This is a genomic window from Terrabacter sp. Root85 (genome assembly GCF_001429185.1).
In the GTDB taxonomy this organism is placed as follows: Bacteria; Actinomycetota; Actinomycetes; order Actinomycetales; family Dermatophilaceae; genus Terrabacter.
In genome coordinates, this window is the sequence record NZ_LMIW01000008.1 from 742975 (window position 1) to 763270 (window position 20296).

19 protein-coding genes are annotated in these 20296 nt (G+C 71.1%); 15 read left to right on the plus strand and 4 right to left on the minus strand.

Going from position 1 to position 20296, the window contains the following annotated elements; translation table 11 throughout:
* Positions 1 to 30 precede the first annotated feature (30 nt).
* The 3 genes from ASE25_RS22745 to ASE25_RS09955 all read left to right on the plus strand — a co-directional run bounded on the left by ASE25_RS22745 (position 31) and on the right by ASE25_RS09955 (position 1751).
* Entirely contained in the window at positions 31 to 210 is a 180-nt protein-coding gene (locus ASE25_RS22745; RefSeq protein ID WP_157623380.1) for a hypothetical protein, read from the plus strand.
* 33 nt (positions 211 to 243) lie between these two features.
* Positions 244 to 639 (plus strand): MerR family transcriptional regulator, encoded by a 396-nt coding sequence (locus ASE25_RS09950; protein WP_056772981.1) that lies wholly within the window; start codon positions 244 to 246, stop codon positions 637 to 639.
* Positions 640 to 713: 74 nt separating this feature from the next.
* Positions 714 to 1751, plus strand: a complete 1038-nt coding sequence (locus ASE25_RS09955) for an aldo/keto reductase (RefSeq protein WP_056825103.1) — start codon at positions 714 to 716, stop codon at positions 1749 to 1751.
* 51 nt (positions 1752 to 1802) lie between these two features.
* On the opposite strand, the gene ASE25_RS09960 is transcribed toward ASE25_RS09955, so the two are convergent.
* Positions 1803 to 3572 (minus strand): hypothetical protein, encoded by a 1770-nt coding sequence (locus ASE25_RS09960; RefSeq protein WP_056773055.1) that lies wholly within the window; start codon positions 3570 to 3572, stop codon positions 1803 to 1805.
* A gap of 169 nt (positions 3573 to 3741) precedes the next feature.
* Between ASE25_RS09960 and ASE25_RS09965 the strand changes: the two genes are divergently transcribed.
* The 7 genes from ASE25_RS09965 to ASE25_RS23215 all read left to right on the plus strand — a co-directional run bounded on the left by ASE25_RS09965 (position 3742) and on the right by ASE25_RS23215 (position 8688).
* The gene (locus tag ASE25_RS09965) at positions 3742 to 4395 is read left to right on the plus strand and encodes an MBL fold metallo-hydrolase (RefSeq protein ID WP_056825105.1); all 654 of its coding nucleotides are present in this window, start codon (positions 3742 to 3744) and stop codon (positions 4393 to 4395) included.
* Between the two features lie 22 nt (positions 4396 to 4417).
* A complete protein-coding gene (locus ASE25_RS09970; RefSeq protein WP_056772988.1) occupies positions 4418 to 5224 on the plus strand; it encodes an ABC transporter ATP-binding protein in 807 nt (268 codons plus the stop codon).
* A complete protein-coding gene (locus tag ASE25_RS09975; protein ID WP_056825107.1) occupies positions 5200 to 6771 on the plus strand; it encodes a hypothetical protein in 1572 nt (523 codons plus the stop codon). Before ASE25_RS09970 ends, ASE25_RS09975 begins: the two co-directional genes overlap by 25 nt.
* Before the next feature lie 125 nt (positions 6772 to 6896).
* Entirely contained in the window at positions 6897 to 7070 is a 174-nt protein-coding gene (locus ASE25_RS22750; RefSeq protein WP_156415467.1) for a hypothetical protein, read from the plus strand.
* Complete coding sequence (locus tag ASE25_RS09980; protein ID WP_235508620.1) at positions 7067 to 7759, plus strand: cytochrome b N-terminal domain-containing protein; 693 nt, start codon at positions 7067 to 7069, stop codon at positions 7757 to 7759. Before ASE25_RS22750 ends, ASE25_RS09980 begins: the two co-directional genes overlap by 4 nt.
* Positions 7756 to 8196, plus strand: coding sequence for a hypothetical protein (locus ASE25_RS23210; protein ID WP_200959049.1), 441 nt, complete (start codon positions 7756 to 7758; stop codon positions 8194 to 8196). Before ASE25_RS09980 ends, ASE25_RS23210 begins: the two co-directional genes overlap by 4 nt.
* Positions 8197 to 8466: 270 nt before the next feature.
* Entirely contained in the window at positions 8467 to 8688 is a 222-nt protein-coding gene (locus ASE25_RS23215) for a hypothetical protein (protein ID WP_200959051.1), read from the plus strand.
* 80 nt (positions 8689 to 8768) lie between these two features.
* On the opposite strand, the gene ppgK is transcribed toward ASE25_RS23215, so the two are convergent.
* Both ppgK and map read right to left on the minus strand, forming a co-directional pair.
* Positions 8769 to 9527, minus strand: a complete 759-nt coding sequence (gene ppgK, locus ASE25_RS09990) for a polyphosphate--glucose phosphotransferase (protein WP_056772997.1) — start codon at positions 9525 to 9527, stop codon at positions 8769 to 8771.
* Positions 9528 to 9636: 109 nt separating this feature from the next.
* The gene (map, locus tag ASE25_RS09995) at positions 9637 to 10512 is read right to left on the minus strand and encodes a type I methionyl aminopeptidase (protein ID WP_056773000.1); all 876 of its coding nucleotides are present in this window, start codon (positions 10510 to 10512) and stop codon (positions 9637 to 9639) included.
* A gap of 112 nt (positions 10513 to 10624) precedes the next feature.
* On the opposite strand from map, the gene ASE25_RS10000 reads away from it, so the two are divergent.
* Positions 10625 to 10834 carry a hypothetical protein gene (locus ASE25_RS10000; protein ID WP_056773001.1) on the plus strand — a complete coding sequence of 70 codons (210 nt, stop codon included), beginning with the start codon at positions 10625 to 10627 and terminating at the stop codon, positions 10832 to 10834.
* Positions 10835 to 10895: 61 nt separating this feature from the next.
* On the opposite strand, the gene panB is transcribed toward ASE25_RS10000, so the two are convergent.
* Positions 10896 to 11786 (minus strand): 3-methyl-2-oxobutanoate hydroxymethyltransferase, encoded by an 891-nt coding sequence (panB, locus tag ASE25_RS10005; RefSeq protein WP_056773003.1) that lies wholly within the window; start codon positions 11784 to 11786, stop codon positions 10896 to 10898.
* A gap of 278 nt (positions 11787 to 12064) precedes the next feature.
* Between panB and ASE25_RS10010 the strand changes: the two genes are divergently transcribed.
* The 4 genes from ASE25_RS10010 to ASE25_RS10025 all read left to right on the plus strand — a co-directional run bounded on the left by ASE25_RS10010 (position 12065) and on the right by ASE25_RS10025 (position 20247).
* Complete coding sequence (locus ASE25_RS10010) at positions 12065 to 14392, plus strand: immune inhibitor A domain-containing protein (RefSeq protein ID WP_235508621.1); 2328 nt, start codon at positions 12065 to 12067, stop codon at positions 14390 to 14392.
* 155 nt (positions 14393 to 14547) lie between these two features.
* Positions 14548 to 15885 (plus strand): type I glutamate--ammonia ligase, encoded by a 1338-nt coding sequence (gene glnA / locus ASE25_RS10015; protein WP_056758289.1) that lies wholly within the window; start codon positions 14548 to 14550, stop codon positions 15883 to 15885.
* 64 nt (positions 15886 to 15949) lie between these two features.
* Positions 15950 to 18982 (plus strand): bifunctional [glutamine synthetase] adenylyltransferase/[glutamine synthetase]-adenylyl-L-tyrosine phosphorylase, encoded by a 3033-nt coding sequence (locus tag ASE25_RS10020; RefSeq protein WP_056825111.1) that lies wholly within the window; start codon positions 15950 to 15952, stop codon positions 18980 to 18982.
* Positions 18979 to 20247, plus strand: a complete 1269-nt coding sequence (locus ASE25_RS10025; protein WP_056825113.1) for an MFS transporter — start codon at positions 18979 to 18981, stop codon at positions 20245 to 20247. The genes ASE25_RS10020 and ASE25_RS10025 overlap by 4 nt, the downstream gene beginning before the upstream one ends.
* The last annotated feature ends 49 nt before the right edge of the window (positions 20248 to 20296 follow it).

Consider the following 20296-nt stretch of genomic DNA (forward strand, 5'->3'; position numbering starts at 1 on the left):
CGGTCGCCCGCCGAGGAGAGAGGAGCGACCGTGCCGGCACCCACCCCGCCTGACGCCGCCGGCTGGGAGTGCTGGACGTGGCCGGACGCCCAGGAGCGACGCCGCGCGTCCACGCGCGGCGTCGGCCGTCGTCGCCAACGGCTGCTCCGCGTCACCGTGTGCCGGCCCGTGTCGGGTGGACGGGAGCACGGCAGCCGCCCTCCCGCTTGACTTCGAGTGCGCTCGAAGCGTCAGCATGGTCCCGTGACCGTCATCGCACCGCCCCAGGGGCTGACCATCGCCGAGGCCTCCGAGCGCACCGGCCTGACCACGCACACGCTGCGCTACTACGAGCGCGACGGGCTGATGCTGCGCGGCGTCGGCCGCACGAGCTCGGGTCACCGCGTCTACACCGAGCGCGACCTCACGTGGGTGCGGATGCTGACGCGCCTGCGCGCCACGGGAATGCCGATCCGAGAGGTCAAGGCGTATGCCGCCCTCTGCCGGCAGGGAGACGGCAACGAGACCGAGCGGCTCGCGCTGCTCCAGAACCACCGGGCGCGGGTGCTGTCCCAGCTCGCCGAGGTCACCGAGCACCTCGGCGCCATCGACAACAAGATCGGGATCTACCAGTCCGCGCTCGAGCGCGCCGAGACCTGAGGTTCCAGCACCGGCCGCGGCGGCGCGGTCGACTTCTTGACTTCGAGCGCGCTCGAAGCGTTTCACTCGATCGCATGACCCAGATCCCCGAGACCACCACCCCTGCAGCAGGCCGAGCGCCGCTCGGCACGCGCACCCTCGGCGCGGCGTCACCACTGACCGTCTCGACCATCGGCCTCGGCTGCATGGGGATGTCCGAGTTCTACGGCACGGGTGACGAGGCCGCCGCCGTCGCGACGATCCACCGCGCCCTCGACCTCGGCGTCACCTTCCTCGACACGGCCGACATGTACGGGCCGTTCACCAACGAGAAGCTCGTCGGTCGGGCCCTCGACGGTCGCCGTGAGGGCGTCGTCCTCGCCACGAAGTTCGGCAACGAGCGAGCCGAGGACGGCACCCGGCTCGGCATCAACGGCCGCCCCGACTACGTCCGCCGCGCGGCCGACGCCTCCCTCCAGCGGCTCGGCATCGACCGCATCGACCTCTACTACCAGCACCGCGTCGACCCGAACGTGCCGATCGAGGAGACCGTCGGCGCCATGGCCGAGCTCGTCGAGGCCGGCAAGGTCGGCCACCTCGGTCTCTCGGAGGCCTCGCCCTCGACCATCCGGCGCGCCCACGCCGTCCACCCGATCACCGCGCTCCAGACCGAGTACTCGCTCTTCACCCGCGACGTCGAGGACGAGATCCTCCCGACGCTGCGCGAGCTCGGCATCGGGCTGGTGCCCTACTCGCCCCTCGGACGCGGCATCCTCACCGGGGCCATCACCTCACCCGACGACCTCGAGGCCGGCGACTCCCGCCGCACCGCCTACTTCCCGCGCTTCCAGGGCGAGGCCCTCGAGTCGAACCTGGCCCTCGTCGCGAGGGTGCGCGAGATCGCCGAGTCGAAGGGAGCGACCGCCGGACAGCTCGCCCTCGCCTGGGTTCTCGCCCAGGGTGACGACGTCGCGCCGATCCCCGGCACGAAGCGGGTGCGCTACCTCGAGGAGAACGTCGGGGCCGCATCCGTGCAGCTGACCGCCGAGGACCTGGCCGCGATCGACGCAGCCGTGCCGAGGGCCGCGGTGCGGGGTGCCCGCTACGGCGACATGTCGAGCATCGACGCCTGAGCCCGGTTGTGGCGATGGTGGATCCGGCGCGCCCGTGTTGCCGCGCCGGGTCTACCGTCGCAGGACGTCGCGCAGGTTGACGACGAGCACGACCACAGCCACCGACACGAGCACCCAGTACGTCACGGGTTGCCAGTTGCCCGCGAACTCGGCCACGAGCGCGACGACGCCGAGCACCGCGACGACGCGGACGGCATACGCCAGGAAGTAGCCGCGGGTGAAGGCCTCGACCCCGAGGACGAGCACGAGCAGCACGGCGGCGCCGAGCGGCCGGTCGGTCACCTCGGGCTTGAAGAAGCCGGCGACGAGGTAGAGGACGAGGGGCGTGCTCACGACGGCCCAGACCGCGAGCAGGCGGTCTCGCGAGCGATCGCTCGCGGTGATCGGCGTCCGACGACGGGACAGGTGTGCGTGGGGTGTTGCCGTGGGGAGTCCGTCACGCAGGGCACGCTCCATCCGGGACCGCTCGTCGCGCAGTCGCACGGCATCCATCCGGAGGGACGTCAGCTCCCGCTCGTCGGACGCCAGACCCCGCACGTCGGGGCTGTCGGGGCCGAGACCGGCGGCGCGCGTCGTCAGGGAGTGGACCCTGGCGTCGGACTGCTCGGTGAGGTCGGCGAGCTGCTGGTCGATCTCGTCGATGCGATCGGCGACGAGGGCCGCCTCGGCCTCCGGGCTCGGGGCGACCTTCGCGAGCGCGGCCCAGCCGACGGGGTCTCCCCACGACAGCCGGACCGTGGCGTTGCGCTCGTAGCGCGGGCCGGCAGGCCCTCGTTCACCTCCGAGACGGTCCTTCGTGTCGTGGCCCCAGAGCCCGCGGTAGTCGCGCACCCACGGGGTCCGGTCGTCGATGACGACAGGACTCCAGGCCAGCTCGGCCGACGGGCCGATGGACGGGCCGTCCCCGCGGGCGTAGTCGATGTAGGGGATGCCCAGCCCGGCGCCCTGGGCCGCTCGCGCCCACGGGGCGAAGAGCTTGGCGAGGCGGCGCACGGCCGGGATGACACCGCCCCAGGACGGGGGTGCGACGGTGATGAGGTAGTCGCCGGGAAGGTAGGCGCCGGAATGGGATCCGGCCCCGGCGAAGACGACGGGATGGCGTCCGTCGACCGTTGCGAGGTCGGGGTCGTCCCAGCGGCGCCGCAGGTCGTCGCCCGTCTCGTCGTGGGCGCTGAAGACGACCCAGCGGGGTGGCGGCAGGCCGTCGTCGCCGAGCGTGCCCGTGCCGTCGAGGAAGACCGTCACCTGCTCCCAGTCGGCCTCGTGCTCGTTGACCCCGGAGAAGCCCGAACGCCAGTTGTTGAACGCGTAGAAGAACCAGTACTGGCACACGACCCAGCCGTCGCTGCGCACGACGCGGCCGTAGTAGGTCGGGCGGTCGGGGGAGAGGTGCGCCTGCTGGACGGCGTACGCGGTCGCGGCGCTGCCGCCGGGCACCGATCCGCGGAGCAGGAGCGAGAGCCGGCTCAACGTGTCGATCGTCCGGCCGAGCAGGCCGACCTGCGCGAGACGGCTGCCGGCGCGGAAGCTCGGGCGGGCGCCCGGCAGCGCGCGACGCAGGCGTTCTCGGAACGACCGCGGCTCGGTGATGCCGGACAGTGACAGGCCGGGCCCGTCGTGGTCTGCACCGTGGGCAGCGAGCGCGGCCAGGTCCAGGGTGCCCGTCGGCGTGAGGACCGTGGCCGACCCCGCCTCGTCGCGGATGAGGCTCGCGTGTGCCACGTAGGCGTCGACGGCGACCGGCAGGAAGTACTCGCCGCGGGTGAGGCGCACGACGGGCTCGTATGCCCGGAGCAGGCGGAGGTCAGCGTCGTGCGCCACGGTGTCCACCCGTCGTCACCCCGATCCGGCCGAGCCAGCACGCGCCGGTCCACGGTGCGACCGGTCCTGCGGTGAGTCTGGCACCCGGCAGCGACGCGTGCAGAACGTTGCAGCCCCGCGTGTGCTGTGTCTCGCGGTTCGGTCGAGGGGACCGTGATTAGGTGGTGGCATGCGCGTGACTCACCTCGGACATGCCTGCCTCCTCGTCGAGGCCGCCGACCGCCGCATCCTCATCGACCCGGGCAGCTTCTCGACGGGTTTCGAGGACCTGACCGGCCTCGACGCGGTCCTCGTCACCCACAACCACGCCGACCACTTCGACCCGGAGCGGGGCAGCGCCCTGATCCGCGCCAACCCCGGAGCGACGGTGCACACCGACCCCCTGACGGCCGAGAAGCTGCGCGACGAGGGCCTGCCGGCGGTGCCGTCCCGGCAGGGTGAGGACTTCGCCGTCGGCGACGTCACGGTCACCCCGGTCGGCGAGCTGCACGCCTTCAACCACGCGGCGATGCCGCGCATCCCCAACGTCGGTGTCGTCCTGCGGGCCGACGGCGAGCCCTCCCTCTTCCACCCGGGCGACGCGTACGACGGCGAGCCCGGCCCGGTCGACGTCCTCGCCCACCCGCTCAGCGCGCCGTGGGCCGCGAGCCGGGACTCGATCGCCTTCGTCGGGCGCATCGCCCCGAAGGTCTTCATCCCCATCCACGACGCGCTGCTCAGCGACGTCGGGCACCGGATGTACTCCGGCCACATCGAGCAGTTCTCCGGTGTCGACGGCCTCACGTACACCCCGCTGCGCGACGCCGAGTCGGCGATCTTCTGACGCTCGATCTCGGGGGAGTGACATGAGCGACGTGACCGATCTGCCTGCACCACAAGGCGATCCGACTGAGGGTCCGGCGATCGCGTTGCGGGGGCTGGGCAAGCGATTCGGCGACCTCATCGCGGTCAAGGGGATCGACCTCGACGTGCCGCGAGGCTCGTTCTTCGGGCTCGTCGGGCCCAACGGCGCCGGCAAGACGACGACGCTGTCGATGGTGACGGGACTGCTGCGCCCCGACGCCGGACAGGCGTTCGTCCTGGGTCGCGACGTCTGGGCCGACCCCGTCGCCACCAAGCGGCTGATCGGCGTGCTTCCGGACGGGCTCAAGGTCTTCGACCGGCTGACCGGGCTCCAGCTGATCACGTATGCCGGCCTGCTCCGTGGGATGCCGCGCGAGCTCGCGTCGGAGCGGGCTGCAGAGCTCGTCGCCGCGCTCGGCCTCACCGAGGCGCAGGGCAAGCTCGTCGTCGACTACTCGGCGGGCATGACGAAGAAGGTCACGCTCGCCTCGGCGCTCGTCCACGGTCCCCGCGTCCTCGTGCTGGACGAGCCGTTCGAGGCGGTGGACCCGATCTCGGCCGCGACGATCCGCCGCATCCTCGCGGGCTTCGTCGAGTCCGGCGGCACCGTCGTCCTCTCGAGCCACGTCATGGACCTCGTCGAACGCATCTGCACGCACGTCGCCGTCATCTCCGACGGGCTCGTCCTCGCCGCGGGGGAGCTCGACGACGTCCGGGGCGACCGGTCGCTGGAGGAGCGGTTCGTCGATCTCGTCGGCGGGTCCACCGAGGTGGTGGGGCTCTCGTGGTTGCGCACCTCGTCCGACTGAAGCTCACCCTGCTGCGCAACATCTTCCGGCGCAGCCGGGCCCAGGCGATCGGCGCCGTCGTCGGCATCGTCTACTTCGCCGTCCTCGTGGCCGGGCTCGCCGTCATCCTCGCCTCCTTCCGCGGGTCCCTCGACGCGGCGCGCGTCGTCATCCCGCTCGCCGGCGCCGCCGGCATCGTGCTCTGGACCGTCGTGCCGCTCTTCTCCTTCGGCTCCGACCCGACCCTCGACCCGGGTCGCTTCGCCACCTTCGCCGTCCCACACCGTGACCTGACGATCGGCCTCGTGGCTGCCGCCCTCGTCGGCCTGCCGGCGATCGCGTCGATGGTGCTGTCGGTCGGGGTGGTCGTCGCCTGGTCCCACACGCTCGCCTCGACGCTCGTGGCCGTCGTCGCGACGGCGATCGGTCTGCTGACGGCGATCACGACGAGCCGCTGGGTGTCCGCGGTGATGACCCAGGCGATCTCGAGCCGTCGCGGTCGTGACGTCATCGCGGTCCTCGGCCTGCTCCTGCTCGTCGTCATCGGTCCGGCGATCTCCGTCGTGGCCAACCTCGGAGCGAGCCTGCGCGACGTCGCCACGACAGCCGCCGTCGTCGTCGGCTGGTCGCCTCTCGGCTGGGCCTGGGCCGCCCCGGGTGACGTGGCGGCGGGCGACCTCGGCACCGGGCTGGTGCGCCTGGCCCTGGCCGCGGGACTGCTCGTCGTCGTCTTCCTGCTGTGGTCCCGGGTGCTGCGTGAAGAGGTCGACAACCCGCGCGCGGTGTCGCGCTCCGACTCGGGCACCTCGTCCGGAGACGACCTCGGCCTGCTGGCCCGGCTGCCCGGTTCGCCGCTCGGCGCCGTCGCGGCGCGCGTCCTGACCTACTGGCGCCGTGACCCCCGCTACCAGATCAGCATGGCCATGACTCCCGTCGTGCCGCTCGCGCTGCTCATCCCGTTCGTCACGGGCGACGTGGCGTGGACTCCGCTGCTCATGGGACCGCTCGTCGCGTTCCTCCTCGGCTGGAGCGAGCACAACGCCGTCGCCTACGAGTCCGACGCCCTGTGGCTGCACGTGGCGTCCGGCACGTCCGGGCGGGACGACCGTCGCGGACGCCTCCTGCCTGACCTCCTCCTCGCCGCCGTCCTCGTCCCCGTCTACGTCGTCGTCGGGGTCGCGGTCGCCGACCGCTGGGACCTGCTCCCGACTGCGCTCGGACTCTCCGTGTGCCTGCTCGGAGCGGGGTATGCCGTCTCGAGCGTCATGAGCGTCGTGCTGCCCTACCCCGTGGCGGAGTCGGGCGAGAGCCCCTTCAACGCGCCGCCGGGGGCTGCCGGGATCACCATCGCCGCGCAGTCGATGGCGAGTCTCGGCACGCTGCTGCTCGCCTCGCCGACGATCCTGCTCGCCTGGTGGGCCTGGCAGGGTTCCGTCGCCGCCGGCTGGGGGGCGGGCATCGTCGGGGTGCTGCTCGGCATCGTCGTCGGGATCGTCGGGGTGGGCGTCGGCGCCCGGCTCTACGAGCAGCGGGCGCCCGAGCTGCTCTCGGCACTGCGGCGTTCGTAGGCCCCGGGGGCGCCGAAGATCACATTCGGGCGCCGGTGCAGGCCGCGCAGATCTACTCTTACGGTGTGTAGTAGATCTGCGCCGGGCAGGAGGACTCACAGCTTCGCACTCCCCGGAGGCCAGAGATGATCACCCAGTTCCTCGCCGCGTCACAGCCGGTTCCTGCAGGTCCTGTCGTCCAGTGGGGATGGCTGACGATCACGGTCGCCAACCTCCTGGTCATCCTGCTCATGGTCGTCGTCTTCGTGCTCGCCCTCCTGCTGCCCTTCCCTGCTCCCCGTGAGGACGAGGACCAGTGAGCGGGCCCTCGACGTCCCTGCGGTCGGAACCAACCGAGCCGCAGACGCGCCACGCCCACGACACGTGGACGGCCGCCCTCACCCGTTGGGTCGAGGGCCTCGTGCCTCGCGGGCAGTGGCTGCCCGACCGGCAGCCCGTCTACGTCGCCTCGTGGATCTACGTCTTCGGCGTCGCCTGCCTCGCCAGCCTCGTCGTCATCATCGTGTCGGGCCTGGTCCTGTCCCTCGGCGGGGTGGCCTGGTGGCACGTGAGCACGCTCGGACACTTCGTCAACTCCGTGCACCTCTGGAGCGTCGAGCTCTTCTTCGCCACCATGGTCATCCACCTCTGGGGCAAGTTCTTCATGGCGTCGTGGCGCGGCAACCGCGGACTGACTTGGGCGACAGGCGCGCTCGCCTTCTTCGGGTCGCTGGGGACGGCCTTCACCGGCTACCTCATCCAGACGAACTTCGACGCACAGTGGATCTCGACCCAGGCCAAGGACGGGCTCAACGCCGCGGGGATCGGGGCCTGGTTCAACGTCATGGACCTCGGCCAGATGATGCTGTGGCACGTCTCGCTGCTCCCGCTCGTCGTCGGGGCGATCGTCGTCGTGCACATCGTCCTCGTGCGCCGACGCGGTGTCGCGCCACCCATCGGAGCCACCGAGCCGGCACCTCCTGTCTCGCGCACCGAGGTGGGGTCATGAGGCGCGGGACGGGCGGGTGGGGGCCCACGCCCGACTCGCACGCCTTCCCGACTCGCCGCTACGACCTCGTCAAGGAGTTCGTCATCGCGCTCGGTGTGGTCTCGGTGCTGTCCGTCGTCGCCGCCCTCGTCTTCTCGTCTCCCGACGAGCCCGCGATCTCCTTGCAGCAGTGGGCGCGTCAGGCGCCGGCGGACGTCGTCGCCACCGCTACGGGAGAGCTCGCCGGTACGACGACCAGCGCCGGCTACGGCCCGCCCTACAACACCGCCGGGGAGGGGCAGAGCCTCGGCCCGGTCAACCTCCAGACGCTGCCCGGGGTCACCGTCCCCGTCGACTCCGCGAAGGACCTCGTCCTCGACCCCGTCCGCAGCCTCACGTCGGACCCGGCCGTCGTCGCTGCGGTCCACGCCTGGGACGCGGCGTCAGCCGACCGGTAGCAGGCGTGGTCCGCGGCCTACGCCGACGCCCTGGCGGCCGCGCCGGACGGAGACCCGGCCAAGGTCGCGAGCGGTGACTACGGACCGGTCCCGATCATCGCGGCAGCCGAGCTGCGCCTGGCCGACGGCGGCGCGCTCGAGGGTCTGCTGACCTCGCGCACGACCTTCTTCGGTGTCGACAGCACGCGGGCGCTGCTGCTGCTCGCCGACGGGACGCACCTCGAGGACGCGGCCCGCGCCCAGAACCTCGGGGGCGACCAGTGGGGGATCATGAACGAGACCGGCAACCACCCGGGTCAGCCGTGGCTCTGGCTGTACTCGCTGTGGTACCAGGTCCCGCCGTTCTCGACGTCGGAGAACGCCGACATCGCCGTCTGGTCCCTCATGATCCTGCTGAGCATCGGCTTCATCTGCATCCCCTGGATCCCCGGTCTGCGCACGCTGCCGCGGCACCTCGGGGTGCACCGGCTCGTGTGGCGGACCCGACGCTGACGCGGGACGGCGGGAGGGGCTGCCCGGCGACCGCCGGGCAGCCCTTCCCGCTGCTCAGACGGGTGCGCTCGGACCGGTGGTCAGGCGAGGTCGGCGGCGAGGTGCGCGGCGCCGATGATGCCGGCCTGGTTGCGCAGCTGGGCCGGGACGATCGGGCAGCGCAGCTTGAGCGCGGGCAGGAAGTCGTCGCTGTCCTTGGAGATGCCGCCACCGACGATGATGAGGTCGGGGGAGAAGAGCTTCTCGATGGTGTCGTAGTAGGTCTGGAGGCGTTCGGAGTACTCGTCCCAGGACAGGCCCTCGGCGTCCTTGACGGATGACGCGGCCCGGTCCTCGGCGTCGTAGCCGTCGATCTCGAGATGGCCCAGCTCGGAGTTCGGCACGAGCCGCCCGTCGTGGATCAGCGCGGTGCCGATGCCGGTGCCGAGTGTCGTGAGGATGACGAGGCCCTGCACGCCCTTGGCGGCGCCGTAGTACATCTCGGCGAGACCGGCGGCGTCGGCGTCGTTGAGGACGGTGACGGCGCGACCCGTGTGCTCCTTGATGAGAGCCTCGGCGTCGGTGTTGATCCACGAGGGGTCGATGTTGGCCGCCGAGAGCACGGTGCCGCGGATGACGACCGCCGGAACGGTCACGCCGATGGGGGAGTCGCCCGTCACGTCGGCGAAGTGGTCGACGATCTGGTCGACGACCTCGGCCACGGCGTCGGGCGTGGCCGGCTTGGGCGTCAGGATCTTCAGCCGCTTGCCGGCCAGATCGCCGGCCTTCAGGTCGACGGGGGCGCCCTTGATGCCGCTGCCGCCGATGTCGATGCCGAGGGGCTTGCCGTGCTTGGCCATGGTCCGTACTTCCTTGTCGAGGACGTGGTCGTGGGGTGTCAGCTGGTGGTGCGGGGTGACGCGGTGGTGCCGCTGCGGCGAAAAGGACGACGTGGGTGGCCGCCCCCGCTCAGGGGGCGTCCGCGGGGAGGGTGAGGATCTCGTGTCCGTCGTCGGTGATGAGGATCGTGTGCTCGAACTGGGCCGAGCGCCTGCGGTCACGGGTGACGACGGTCCACCGGTCGTCCCACATGTCCCACTCGGGGGTCCCGAGGTTGAGCATCGGCTCGATGGTGAAGGTCATGCCGGGCTCGATGACGGTCTCGTAGTGGGGAGCGGCGTCGTAGTGCGGCACGATGAGCCCGGAGTGGAACTCGAGCCCGATGCCGTGGCCGGTGAAGTCGCGCACGACGCCGTAGCCGAACCGCTTCGCGTAGCTCTCGATGACGCGGCCGATGACGTTGATCTCGCGGCCCGGCCGGGCGGCCCGGATGCCGCGCATCATCGCCTCGTGCGTGCGCTCGACGAGCAGGCGGGACTCCTCGTCGACGTCGCCGACGAGGTACGTCGCGTCGGTGTCGCCGTGGACGCCGTGGATGTAGGCCGTGACGTCGATGTTGACGATGTCGCCGTCCTCGAGCGGGCGCGCGTCGGGGATGCCGTGGCAGATGACCTCGTTGACGCTCGTGCACACGGACTTCGGGAAGCCCTTGTAGCCGAGGGGCGAGGGGTAGGCGCCGTGGTCGAGCATGTACTCGTGGGCGACCGCATCGAGCTCGTCGGTCGTGACACCGGGCGCGATGGCCTTCGAGGCCTGGACCATGGCCGTGGCCGCGATCCGCGACGCGATGCGCATCTTCTCCACGGTCTCGGCGTCCTTGATGCGCAGGTCGCCGTCCTCGCGCGGGTTGGGCACGTCGACGTAGTGCGGCCGCTCGATCGAGGCGGGCACCGGTCGTCGCGGACTGAGGGGGTGTGCTGACACCCGCGGCTGGAGCAACGGCATACGGTGGAGTCTAGGTCGTCAGCGGGTGCCGTCCACGAGGGGCGTTCACGAGGCGGACCCGCTCGAGCCGGATGACAAGTCGGAAGAGTCCGAAGAGAGAAGGAGTGCGCACGTGAGCTTCTGGTACAACGTCGACACGGGTCGGGTCGAGACCGACGAGAACCGCAGCCGGGGTGAGCAGGTGCTCGGCCCGTACGCCACCGAGGCGGAGGCCCAGGCGGCCCTCGACACCGCCCACAAGAAGACCGAGCAGTGGGACTCCGAGGACCGCGACTGGAACCAGCGCGGCGGCTCGTCCGCGGCCGGCGACAGCGACGCCTGACCTCTGGCAACCCCCAAGCAGTGCCCCGCCCGACCGGTCCGACCGGTCGGGCGGCGGCGTCTCAGGACTCGAAGGAGTGCTCGGCGTCGGGGAAGGCACCCGACTCGACGTCGGCGGCATACGCCCGGGCGGCGTCGAGCAGCGTGCCGCGCAGGTCGGCGTACTTCTTGACGAAGCGCGGGGCCTTGCCACTGCGCAGGCCCGCGAAGTCGCTCCACACGAGCACCTGGGCGTCGGTGCCGCTGCCGGCGCCGATGCCGATGGTCGGGATGTTCAGGACCTCGGTGACCCGCGCCGCGACGGGCGCCGGGACCATCTCGAGGACGACGGCGAAGGCGCCGGCGGCCTGCAGCGCTCGGGCCTCGTCGACGAGCGCGTCGGCGGCGTCGCCGCGACCCTGCACGCGGTAGCCGCCGAGCTGGTGCTCGCTCTGCGGCGTGAAGCCGACGTGCGCCATGACGGGGATGCCGGCGTCGGTGAGGGTCTTGACGAGCGGGACCATGGCCGTGCCGCCCTCGAGCTTGACGGCGTGGGCGAGCCCTTCCTTCATGAGCCGCACGGCACTCGCGAAGCCCTGCTCGACCGACCCGCCGTAGGAGCCGAACGGCAGGTCGGCGACGACGAGCGCGCGGCGGGCGGCCGTCGACACGGCGCGGACGAGCGGGATCATCTCGTCGAGCGTCACGGGCACGGTCGTCTCGTAGCCGTAGACGTTGTTGCCCGCCGAGTCGCCGACGAGCAGCACGGGGATCCCTGCCTCGTCGAAGATCTGGGCGGCATACATGTCGTATGCCGTGAGCATCGCCCAGCGGCGTCCCTCCGCCTTGAGGGCGTGCAGGTGGGGGATGCGCACCTTCCGTGGGGACGGCGCGGTGCTCGCGGCCGCGGGGGCGTCCTGGGCCCGGCTCCCGGATCCGTAGGGACTCTGCTCCTCGGGGGCGTCAGTGCTCATGGCCGGAGCATATCGGCGCCTCGAGGGATCGCCCCGGTGGTCGATGGCGGGCTTCGCGGATGCCTCTGTGACAGATGGGCTTCTCTATCCGAGACCGGGGTGGTCTGGGAAGGGTGGACGCCCGTCTCTTTACGAAGATTTTACGTTCTTTGCGATGAACTGCCTTGCAGCACAAGTTTTTTCGATTCCTCTGGCACAGAGCGCCACATTGTCTGTGTTCTGTGTTCTTATACGCGAGGTGCCGGATTTGCGGTGCCTTGTGACCAGGAGGACAGATCGTGAACAAGCGCCATTGGAGTGCTGTCTCGGGATTGGCCGTGGGGGCGCTCGTCGTCACCGGGCTCGCCCCGATGCAGGCTCAGGCCACACCCGTCGCCAAGGCCCCGGTGAGCGGAGACCCCGCAGCCGCCCAGGCGTCGCAGCCCGACAACCTGCCCAACCCCCTTGCCGACGCCCAGGCGGCCGAGCGCAAGGACGCCGTCGCCAAGCTCCTCAAGGGCGAGGCCACGACCAAGACCATCAACGGCAACCGTGTCATCGAGGTCAAGAGCAAGGGCAAGGGCAAGGACGGCAAGCCGGCCAAGTCCAAGTACGTCAACTACCCCGTGAACCGTGAGGAGGACATCTTCACGATCCTCACGGACTTCGGCACGCAGACGAAGTCGCCGTTCAACACGACCCCCGGACCGGTGCACAACCAGATCGCCGCGCCCGACCGCACGTGGGACGGCAACGCGACCGACGACAACTCGACGTACTGGGTCAAGGACTTCAACCGCGACCACTACCTCGAGATGATGTTCGGCACGGGTGAGTCGTTCAAGGACTTCTACCTCAAGCAGTCCAACGGCCGCTTCCTGGCCAAGGGTGACGTCTCCGACTGGGTGACCGTCCCCTACAACGAGGCCCGCTACGGCGCCAAGAACGACGCCGACGGCTACTGGAACTACGTCAGGGACACCGCGACGGCCTGGTACAACGCCCAGAAGGCGGCCGGCAAGAGCGACGCCGACATCAAGACGTACCTCGCGCAGTTCGACAAGGTCGACCGCTACGACTACGACGGCGACGGCAACTTCAACGAGCCCGACGGCTACATCGACCACTTCCAGGCGATCCACGCCGGCGAGGGCGAGGAGGCCGGCGGCGGTGCCCAGGGCACCAACGCCATCTGGTCGCACCGCTGGTACGCGTTCTCCAACCAGGCTGGCGTCACGGGCCCGTCGTTCAACAAGCTCGGCGGCGTGCCGCTCGGCACCTCCGGCATGTGGATCGGCGACTACACGACCGAGCCCGAGAACGGCGGCCTCGGCGTGTTCTCGCACGAGTTCGGCCACGACCTCGGTCTGCCCGACCTCTACGACACCAACGGCGGCGACAACAGCACCGCCTTCTGGACGCTCATGAGCGGTGGCTCGTGGCTCAACCGCGGCGGCGACTCGATCGGCACGACGCCCGGCTACATGGGTCCGTGGGAGAAGCTCCAGCTCGGCTGGCTCGACTACACCACCGTCCCCTTCGGTGAGGACACCTCGGTCAAGCTGAGCCAGGCCGACCTCGCCACGAAGAGTGGTTCGGTCCAGGCCCTCGTGGTCCCGCTCCCCGAGCGCACGGTGACCTCCGACCGCAACACGCCGCACTCCGGCAAGGCGGAGTGGTGGAGCGGCTTCGGTGACAACCTCAACTCGACCCTCACTCGCACGGTCGACCTGACCGGTGCCAAGACCTCGGCCTCGATCAGCGCCTGGGTCCAGGGCAACCTCGAGAAGGACTACGACTACCTCTACGGCGAGGTCTCGACCGACAACGGCGCCACCTGGACGCAGGTCGGCACGCCCGTCAACGGCGTCTTCGGCTGGGCGCAGAAGTCGTTCGACCTCTCGGCCTACAAGGGCCAGAGCGTCCAGTTCCGCTTCCGCGTCGCCACCGACGGTGGTGTCTCGAGCGAGGCCTTCGTCGACGACGTCGCCGTCACGACCGACGGTGTCGCCGGCACGGTCGACGACGTCGAGTCGGGCGCCGGTGCCTGGGTCGCCAAGGGTGGGTTCTCCATCATCGACGGCACCACCTCGAAGCAGGTCCAGGACTTCTACCTCGCCGAGAACCGCGTCTACAGCGGCTACGACGCGACGCTGAAGACCGGCCCGTACAACTTCGGCTGGGGCAACAGCAAGCCCGACTGGGTCGAGCGCTTCCCGTACCAGAACGGCATGCTCGTCTGGTTCGCCAACGGTGAGTACGGCGACAACAACACGATCGACCACCCCGGTGGCGGTGAGGTGCTGCCGGTCGACGCCCGTCCGGCGCCGGTCATGCTCAACAACGCCAACGGCACCACGACGATGATGGGCAACCGTCGCCAGCCGTTCGACGCCACCTTCGGGCAGGAGGCCACCGACGCGGTGACCTTCCACCGCAACGGTGTCGCGACGACGGTCCCGTCGTCGCCGGCGATGCCGACGTTCGACGACTCGGACGTCAACCGCTACTGGTCCTCGGCGAACCCGCTCGGCTCCACCAAGGTGGCCGGCTCGGGCACGACGATGACCGTGACGAAGACGCGTGACGGCGGCAACGAGCTGCAGGTCAAGGTCGCCTTCAAGTGACTCCTCCGATGACCGCGAGGTCATGAGTCCGAAGGGCCCCCGGGACACGTCCCGGGGGCCCTTCGCGTGCCCGCCCGGCGGCATACGACAGGGCTCTCGTCCCAAAGATCGTGTGTCGCAACATCCGTGAAACAGCCATGCGGCAGGATCGACACATGAACCGTCAGGAAGAGTTCGTGCTGCGCACGATCGAAGAGCGAGACATCCGGTTCGTCCGTCTGTGGTTCACGGACGTCCTCGGCACCCTGAAGTCGGTGGCGGTCGCGCCGGCCGAGCTCGAGGGGGCCTTCGCGGAGGGCATCGGCTTCGACGGTTCGGCGATCGAGGGATTCGCTCGCGTCTACGAGGCCGACATGCTGGCCAAGCCCGACCCCTCGACCTTCCAGATCCTGCCCTGGCGCGGTGACCCGCCCGGCACGGCACGCATGTTCTGCGACCTCCAGCTGCCCGACGGCACGCCGAGCTTCGCCGACCCGCGGCACGTGCTCCAGCGGGCCCTCGGCAAGGCCGCGGACCTCGGCTTCACCTTCTACACCCACCCCGAGATCGAGTTCTTCCTCCTCGAGCAGGGACGTGGCCCCGACGGACGGCCCGTCCCCGTCGACGATGCCGGCTACTTCGACCACGTGCCGCACGGCACCGGCCACGACTTCCGCCGCGCCGCCATCACGATGCTCGAGAACATGGGCATCTCGGTCGAGTTCAGCCACCACGAGGGTGCCCCCGGTCAGAACGAGATCGACCTGCGCTACGCCGACGCCCTGAGCACCGCCGACAACATCCAGACCTTCCGGACGGTCGTCAAGGAGGTCGCCCTGACGCAGGGGATCTACGCGACCTTCATGCCCAAGCCGTTCTCCGAGCACCCCGGGTCCGGGATGCACACGCACCTCTCGCTCTTCGAGGGCGACTCCAACGCCTTCTTCGAAGCCGGCGCGCCCTACCAGCTGAGCAAGGTGGGTCGGCAGTTCATCGCGGGCCTGCTGCGCCACGGCGCCGAGATCGCCGCCGTGACGAACCAGTGGGTCAACTCCTACAAGCGTCTCTGGGGCGGGGGAGAGGCACCGGCCCACCTCACGTGGGGCCACAACAACCGGTCGGCGCTCGTCCGTGTACCGATGCACAAGCCCAACAAGGGACAGTCGACGCGCGTCGAGGTCCGCTCGCTCGACGCGGCCTGCAACCCCTACCTCGCCTTCGCCGTCCTGCTCGGCGCCGGCCTCAAGGGCATCGAGGAGGGCTATGAGCTGCCTCCTGAGACCGAGGACGACGTCTGGAGCCTCACGGACTCCGAGCGCCGGGCCATGGGCATCAAGCCGCTCCCTTCCTCGCTCGGCCGCGCGCTCGAGGTCATGGAGGAGAGCGAGCTCGTCGCCGACGTCCTCGGCGAGCACGTCTTCGACTTCTTCCTGCGCAACAAGCGCCAGGAGTGGCTCGACTACCGTCACGAGGTCAGCCGCTTCGAGCTCGACCGCTACCTGCCGCGGCTCTGACCGGACCCGACCCTCCCGGACCCGACCCTCCCGGGGCCGACGACCACCGAGCGATTCGACACCGATGTCATCACGCACCAGCACGACCGAGGGGGCCCTGGCCCGGCTCGGGTTCGCCGACCCCGACCGCGCGGTCGGGCTCATCGACGACCGCGCGCTGCTGCCGATCCGCGCGGCTGTCGAGGACGGCCAGCTCGACCCCCTGGCCGCCGTCATGGGCGACACCGCCGACCCCGACCAGTGCCTGCTCGGGCTGGTGCGGGTCGCGGAGTCCCTCGCCCGTCTCGGGGACCCGCCCGACTGGGGCATCTCCGCTCTCGCGGCCGAGCTCGCGGCCCCGGGCGTCGGGCGCGAGCGCGTCCTCGGGGTGCTCGGTGCCTCGACGGCGCTCGTCGACGAGCTGGTCCGGCACCCCGAGCACTGGGTCGACGCCGCGCGTGCCGAGCGACGCCCGGGTGAGCAGGTGCGCAGCGACCTCGTGCGCGCGGTGACCGACGAGCGGGGGGAGCACACGCCGCTCGACGCCCTGCGCATCGCGTACCGCCGGGGGCTGTTGCGGATCGCCGCCCTCGACGTCACGTCCGCCGACCCGCTCGCCGAGATGCCCGCCGTCGGCGAGGCCCTCGCGGAGCTGGCCGAGGCGGCCCTCGAGGCCGCCCTCGTCATCGCGCGGGAGGAGTACGGCGAGGGCCATGAGGTATGCCGTCTCGCTGTCATCGGGATGGGCAAGACGGGCGGCGGCGAGCTCAACTACGTCAGCGACGTCGACGTCATCTTCGTCGCCGAGCCGGCCGAGGGCGCCGACGAGGACCTCGCGCTGCGAGTCGGCACGGCGCTGGCGACGGCCGTCATGCGCGCGTGCTCGACCCCCACACCCGAGGGCAGCCTGTGGCCCGTCGACGCTGCGTTGCGCCCCGAGGGCAAGCAGGGGCCGCTCGTGCGGACCATCAGCAGCCACAAGGCGTACTACGAGCGCTGGGCCAAGACGTGGGAGTTCCAGGCTCTGCTCAAGGCCTGGGTCTCGGCGGGGGACAAGGAGATCGGGCTGCGCTACAAGGCGGAGATCTCACCGATGGTCTGGGAGGCGGCCGGGCGGGACAAGTTCGTCGAGGACGTCCAGGCGATGCGCCGCCGGGTCGAGCAGCACGTGCCCGCCAACGAGGCGGCGCGCCAGCTCAAGCTCGGGCCGGGGGGCCTGCGCGACGTCGAGTTCAGCGTCCAGCTGCTCCAGCTCGTGCACGGCCGCACCGACCCGAGCCTGCGGTCCGCGACGACGCTCGAGGCGCTGGCGGCGCTGGCCCGCGGCGGCTACGTCGGCCGCGACGACGCCGCCATCCTCGACCGGGCCTACCGTCACCTGCGCTGCCTCGAGCACCGCATCCAGCTGCACCGCCTCCGGCGCACGCACCTCATGCCGGTGACTGAGCCCGACCTGCGCCGGCTGGGTCGTGCGACGGGACACCGGACGCACCCGGAGCGGGCCGTCGTGGCCGACCGTCAGTCCTCGGCCCGCGAGGTGCGTCGGCTCCACGAGCGCCTCTTCTACCGGCCGCTGCTCGCGGCCGCCGCGAAGCTCAGCCCGACCGAGGCACGTCTCAGCCCCGAGGCGGCCCGTCAACGCCTCCTCGCCCTCGGCTTCCGCGACCCGGCAGGCGCCCTGCGCCACATCGAGGCGCTGACGACGGGCGTCAGCCGTCGCGCGGCGATCCAGCGCACCCTGCTCCCGGTCATGCTCGGCTGGTTCGCCGACGAGGCCGACCCCGACGCCGGGCTCCTGTCCTTCCGCCGGGTCTCCGACGAGCTCGGCTCGACCCACTGGTACCTCAAGATGCTCCGCGACGAGGGCCGCGCCGCCGACCGCCTCGCCCACTGCCTGGCGCGCAGCCGGTATGCCGCGGACCTGCTCGTCCGCTCGCCCGAGAGCGTCTCGATCCTCGGGGACGACAACGGCCTGACGCCGCGCACGCGTGAGGCGATCACGGCGACGATGCAGTCCGCGGCCGGACGGCGCGACTCGGCCGCAGACGCGGTGGCCGCGGTGCGCGCCATCCGCCGCCACGAGCTGCTCCGCATCGTCATGGGCGACCTCGTCGGCGTCATCGACCTTCCCGGGGTCGGGGCGGCCCTGACCGACCTCAGCGGTTCGACGATCCAGGTCGCCCTCGAGGCGGCCATCCGTGAGGTCGAGCGGCGCGAGGCTGAGCCCGTCGGCGGCGACATCCTCGTCGTGGCGATGGGCAGTCTCGGTGGGCGGGAGCTCGGCTACGCCAGCGACGCCGACGTCATGTTCGTGCACCAGCCGCACCCTGGGTCGTCGGAGAAGGACGTCCAGGCTCGCGCGACGATGGTCGTGCAGGAGCTGCGCAAGCTCCTCTCCGGCTCGGGTCCCGACCCGGGCCTCGGGCTCGACGCCGACCTGCGCCCCGAGGGCAAGGGCGGACCGCTCGTGCGCAGCGTCGACTCGTTCCGCACGTACTACGAGCGCTGGGCGCTCACGTGGGAGTTCCAGGCGCTGCTGCGGGCCACCCCGATCGCCGGCCCGTCGGCCCTCGCCGACGCCTTCCTCGAGCTCATCGACCCGCTGCGCTGGCCCGAGGGCGGCATCAGCGACAGCCAGGTGCGTGACATCCGGACCCTCAAGGCGAGGGTCGAGAGCGAACGCCTCCCGCGCGGAGCCGACCCGCGCACCCACATCAAGCTGGGCCGTGGTGGACTCACCGACGTCGAGTGGGTCGTCCAGCTGCACCAGCTCGAACACGCCCACGCGCACCCGGCGCTGCGGGTCACCGGCACGATGGCGGGGCTGGCGGCGCTCGAGTCCGAGGGGCTCGTCGCGACCGACGACGTCAAGGCGCTGCGCGAGGCCTGGCGTCTCGGTGCGCTGATGCGCAACGCGGGCGTCCTGTGGCGGGGGAGACCCATCGACAGCGTCCCGTCGGACCTGCGTGACCTCGACGGGATCGGCCGGATCATGGGTCGGTCCGCGGGCGAGGGAGCGGCGCTGGCCGAGCTGTGGCGCCGCGTCGCGCGACGCTCCAGGCACGCCACTGATTTCAACTTTTACGACACCCCACCTCGGGGTAGCGTCGTCACGTGAATCCGAGCCAGGGGCAGGGCGAGAGCGCGCCGACGTACGCCGCCGTCCTCCGCGTTCCGCGGTACCTGCCGGTGTTCCTGGCCAACGCCCTGTCGATGTGGGGCGACTACATCGCGCGCGTCACCATCGCTGCCGTCGTCTACGAGCGCACCCGGTCACCGCTCGCGACCGCCACGACGCTCGCCGTCAGCCTCGTGCCCACCTTCTTCGGGCGCAGCCTCATCGGACCGGTCGTCGACCGGTTCCCCTACAAGTGGGTCCTCATCTGGTCGCACCTGCTGCGGGCCGCCTGCGTGCTGGGCCTCATGTGGCTCGTCCTCCAGGGCTCGAGCCTCTGGCTCATGTTCCTCGTGCTGTTCGGGCTCGAGCTCATCGGCGGGGCGTCGACCGCCTCGTACATGGTGCTCGTGACCGACCTCTTCGACGACCGCCATCTCTACGCGCGGGCCGTGGGGTTGGGGGCGATGTCCGAGCAGTTCAACCAGGCGATCGGCCTGGCCGTCGGCGGCGGGCTCATCGTGCTGGTCGGTCCCGAGACAGGGCTGCTCTTCGACCTGCTGACGTTCGTCGTCGCGGCACTGGTGACCCTCTTCGTCGTCGAGCTGCGGCCCGTGTCGGGCGAGCGGGGCCGTGGTCTGCGTGGCTTCACGCGCGACCTGACGACCGCCGCGGGCGACCTGGCCCGGCACCCGGTCCTCGCACGACTCGTGACGCTGAGCGCCGTCGCGTGCCTCGGCATCGTCGCGCCCGAGGCGTTGGCCCTGCCGATCGCCGGCCGGAACGGCTGGGGCGGTGTGCTGATGGCCTCCCCGATCGTGGGGGCCGTCGTCGGCATCATCCTCATCGGGCGGCGCGACGTGCACCAGCAGAACCGGTCCATCGTGCCGCTGGCCCTCGCGATGCCGATCCCGCTCCTGCTGATCGCCGTCGAGCCACCGATCTGGCTCGTCGCGGCACTGTTCTTCGTGTCCGGGATGATGCAGGCCTTCATGGTGCCCCTGCAGGCGACGTTCGCCCTCGTGACCGAGCCGGCCCTGCGGGGTCGCATCTTCAGCCTGGCCGGGTCGGTCTCGATCGCGGCCGCTGGCCTGTCCTACCTCGCGGCCGGCTGGGTCGGCCAGCACTCGAGCGCCTACCTCGCCGTCACCATCTGTGCCGGCGTGTGTCTGGCCCTCGTCTCCCTCATCGCCGCGACGTGGCCCCACAGCCGGGTCCGCTCGGCCGTCGACTCCGCCTACGCGACGACGTCCTCCCGCGCCGCCTGAGCGACGCGGGAGGACGTCGGCACCGGACCGGGTCCGGCGAGCTGCCCGC

What these genes read in the sequence shown, in the direction of transcription:
- panB (WP_056773003.1), bottom strand. Translation starts at nt 11,786, where the DNA reads ATGAGCACTGACGCCCCCGAGGAGCAGAGTCCCTACGGATCCGGGAGC.
- map (WP_056773000.1), bottom strand. Translation starts at nt 10,512, where the DNA reads ATGCCGTTGCTCCAGCCGCGGGTGTCAGCACACCCCCTCAGTCCGCGA.
- ASE25_RS09965 (WP_056825105.1), top strand. Translation starts at nt 3,742, where the DNA reads ATGCGCGTGACTCACCTCGGACATGCCTGCCTCCTCGTCGAGGCCGCC.
- ASE25_RS10020 (WP_056825111.1), top strand. Translation starts at nt 15,950, where the DNA reads ATGTCATCACGCACCAGCACGACCGAGGGGGCCCTGGCCCGGCTCGGG.
- ASE25_RS23215 (WP_200959051.1), top strand. Translation starts at nt 8,467, where the DNA reads ATGAACGAGACCGGCAACCACCCGGGTCAGCCGTGGCTCTGGCTGTAC.
- ASE25_RS09970 (WP_056772988.1), top strand. Translation starts at nt 4,418, where the DNA reads ATGAGCGACGTGACCGATCTGCCTGCACCACAAGGCGATCCGACTGAG.
- ppgK (WP_056772997.1), bottom strand. Translation starts at nt 9,527, where the DNA reads ATGGCCAAGCACGGCAAGCCCCTCGGCATCGACATCGGCGGCAGCGGC.
- ASE25_RS23210 (WP_200959049.1), top strand. Translation starts at nt 7,756, where the DNA reads ATGAGGCGCGGGACGGGCGGGTGGGGGCCCACGCCCGACTCGCACGCC.
- ASE25_RS22750 (WP_156415467.1), top strand. Translation starts at nt 6,897, where the DNA reads ATGATCACCCAGTTCCTCGCCGCGTCACAGCCGGTTCCTGCAGGTCCT.
- glnA (WP_056758289.1), top strand. Translation starts at nt 14,548, where the DNA reads ATGAACCGTCAGGAAGAGTTCGTGCTGCGCACGATCGAAGAGCGAGAC.
- ASE25_RS09955 (WP_056825103.1), top strand. Translation starts at nt 714, where the DNA reads ATGACCCAGATCCCCGAGACCACCACCCCTGCAGCAGGCCGAGCGCCG.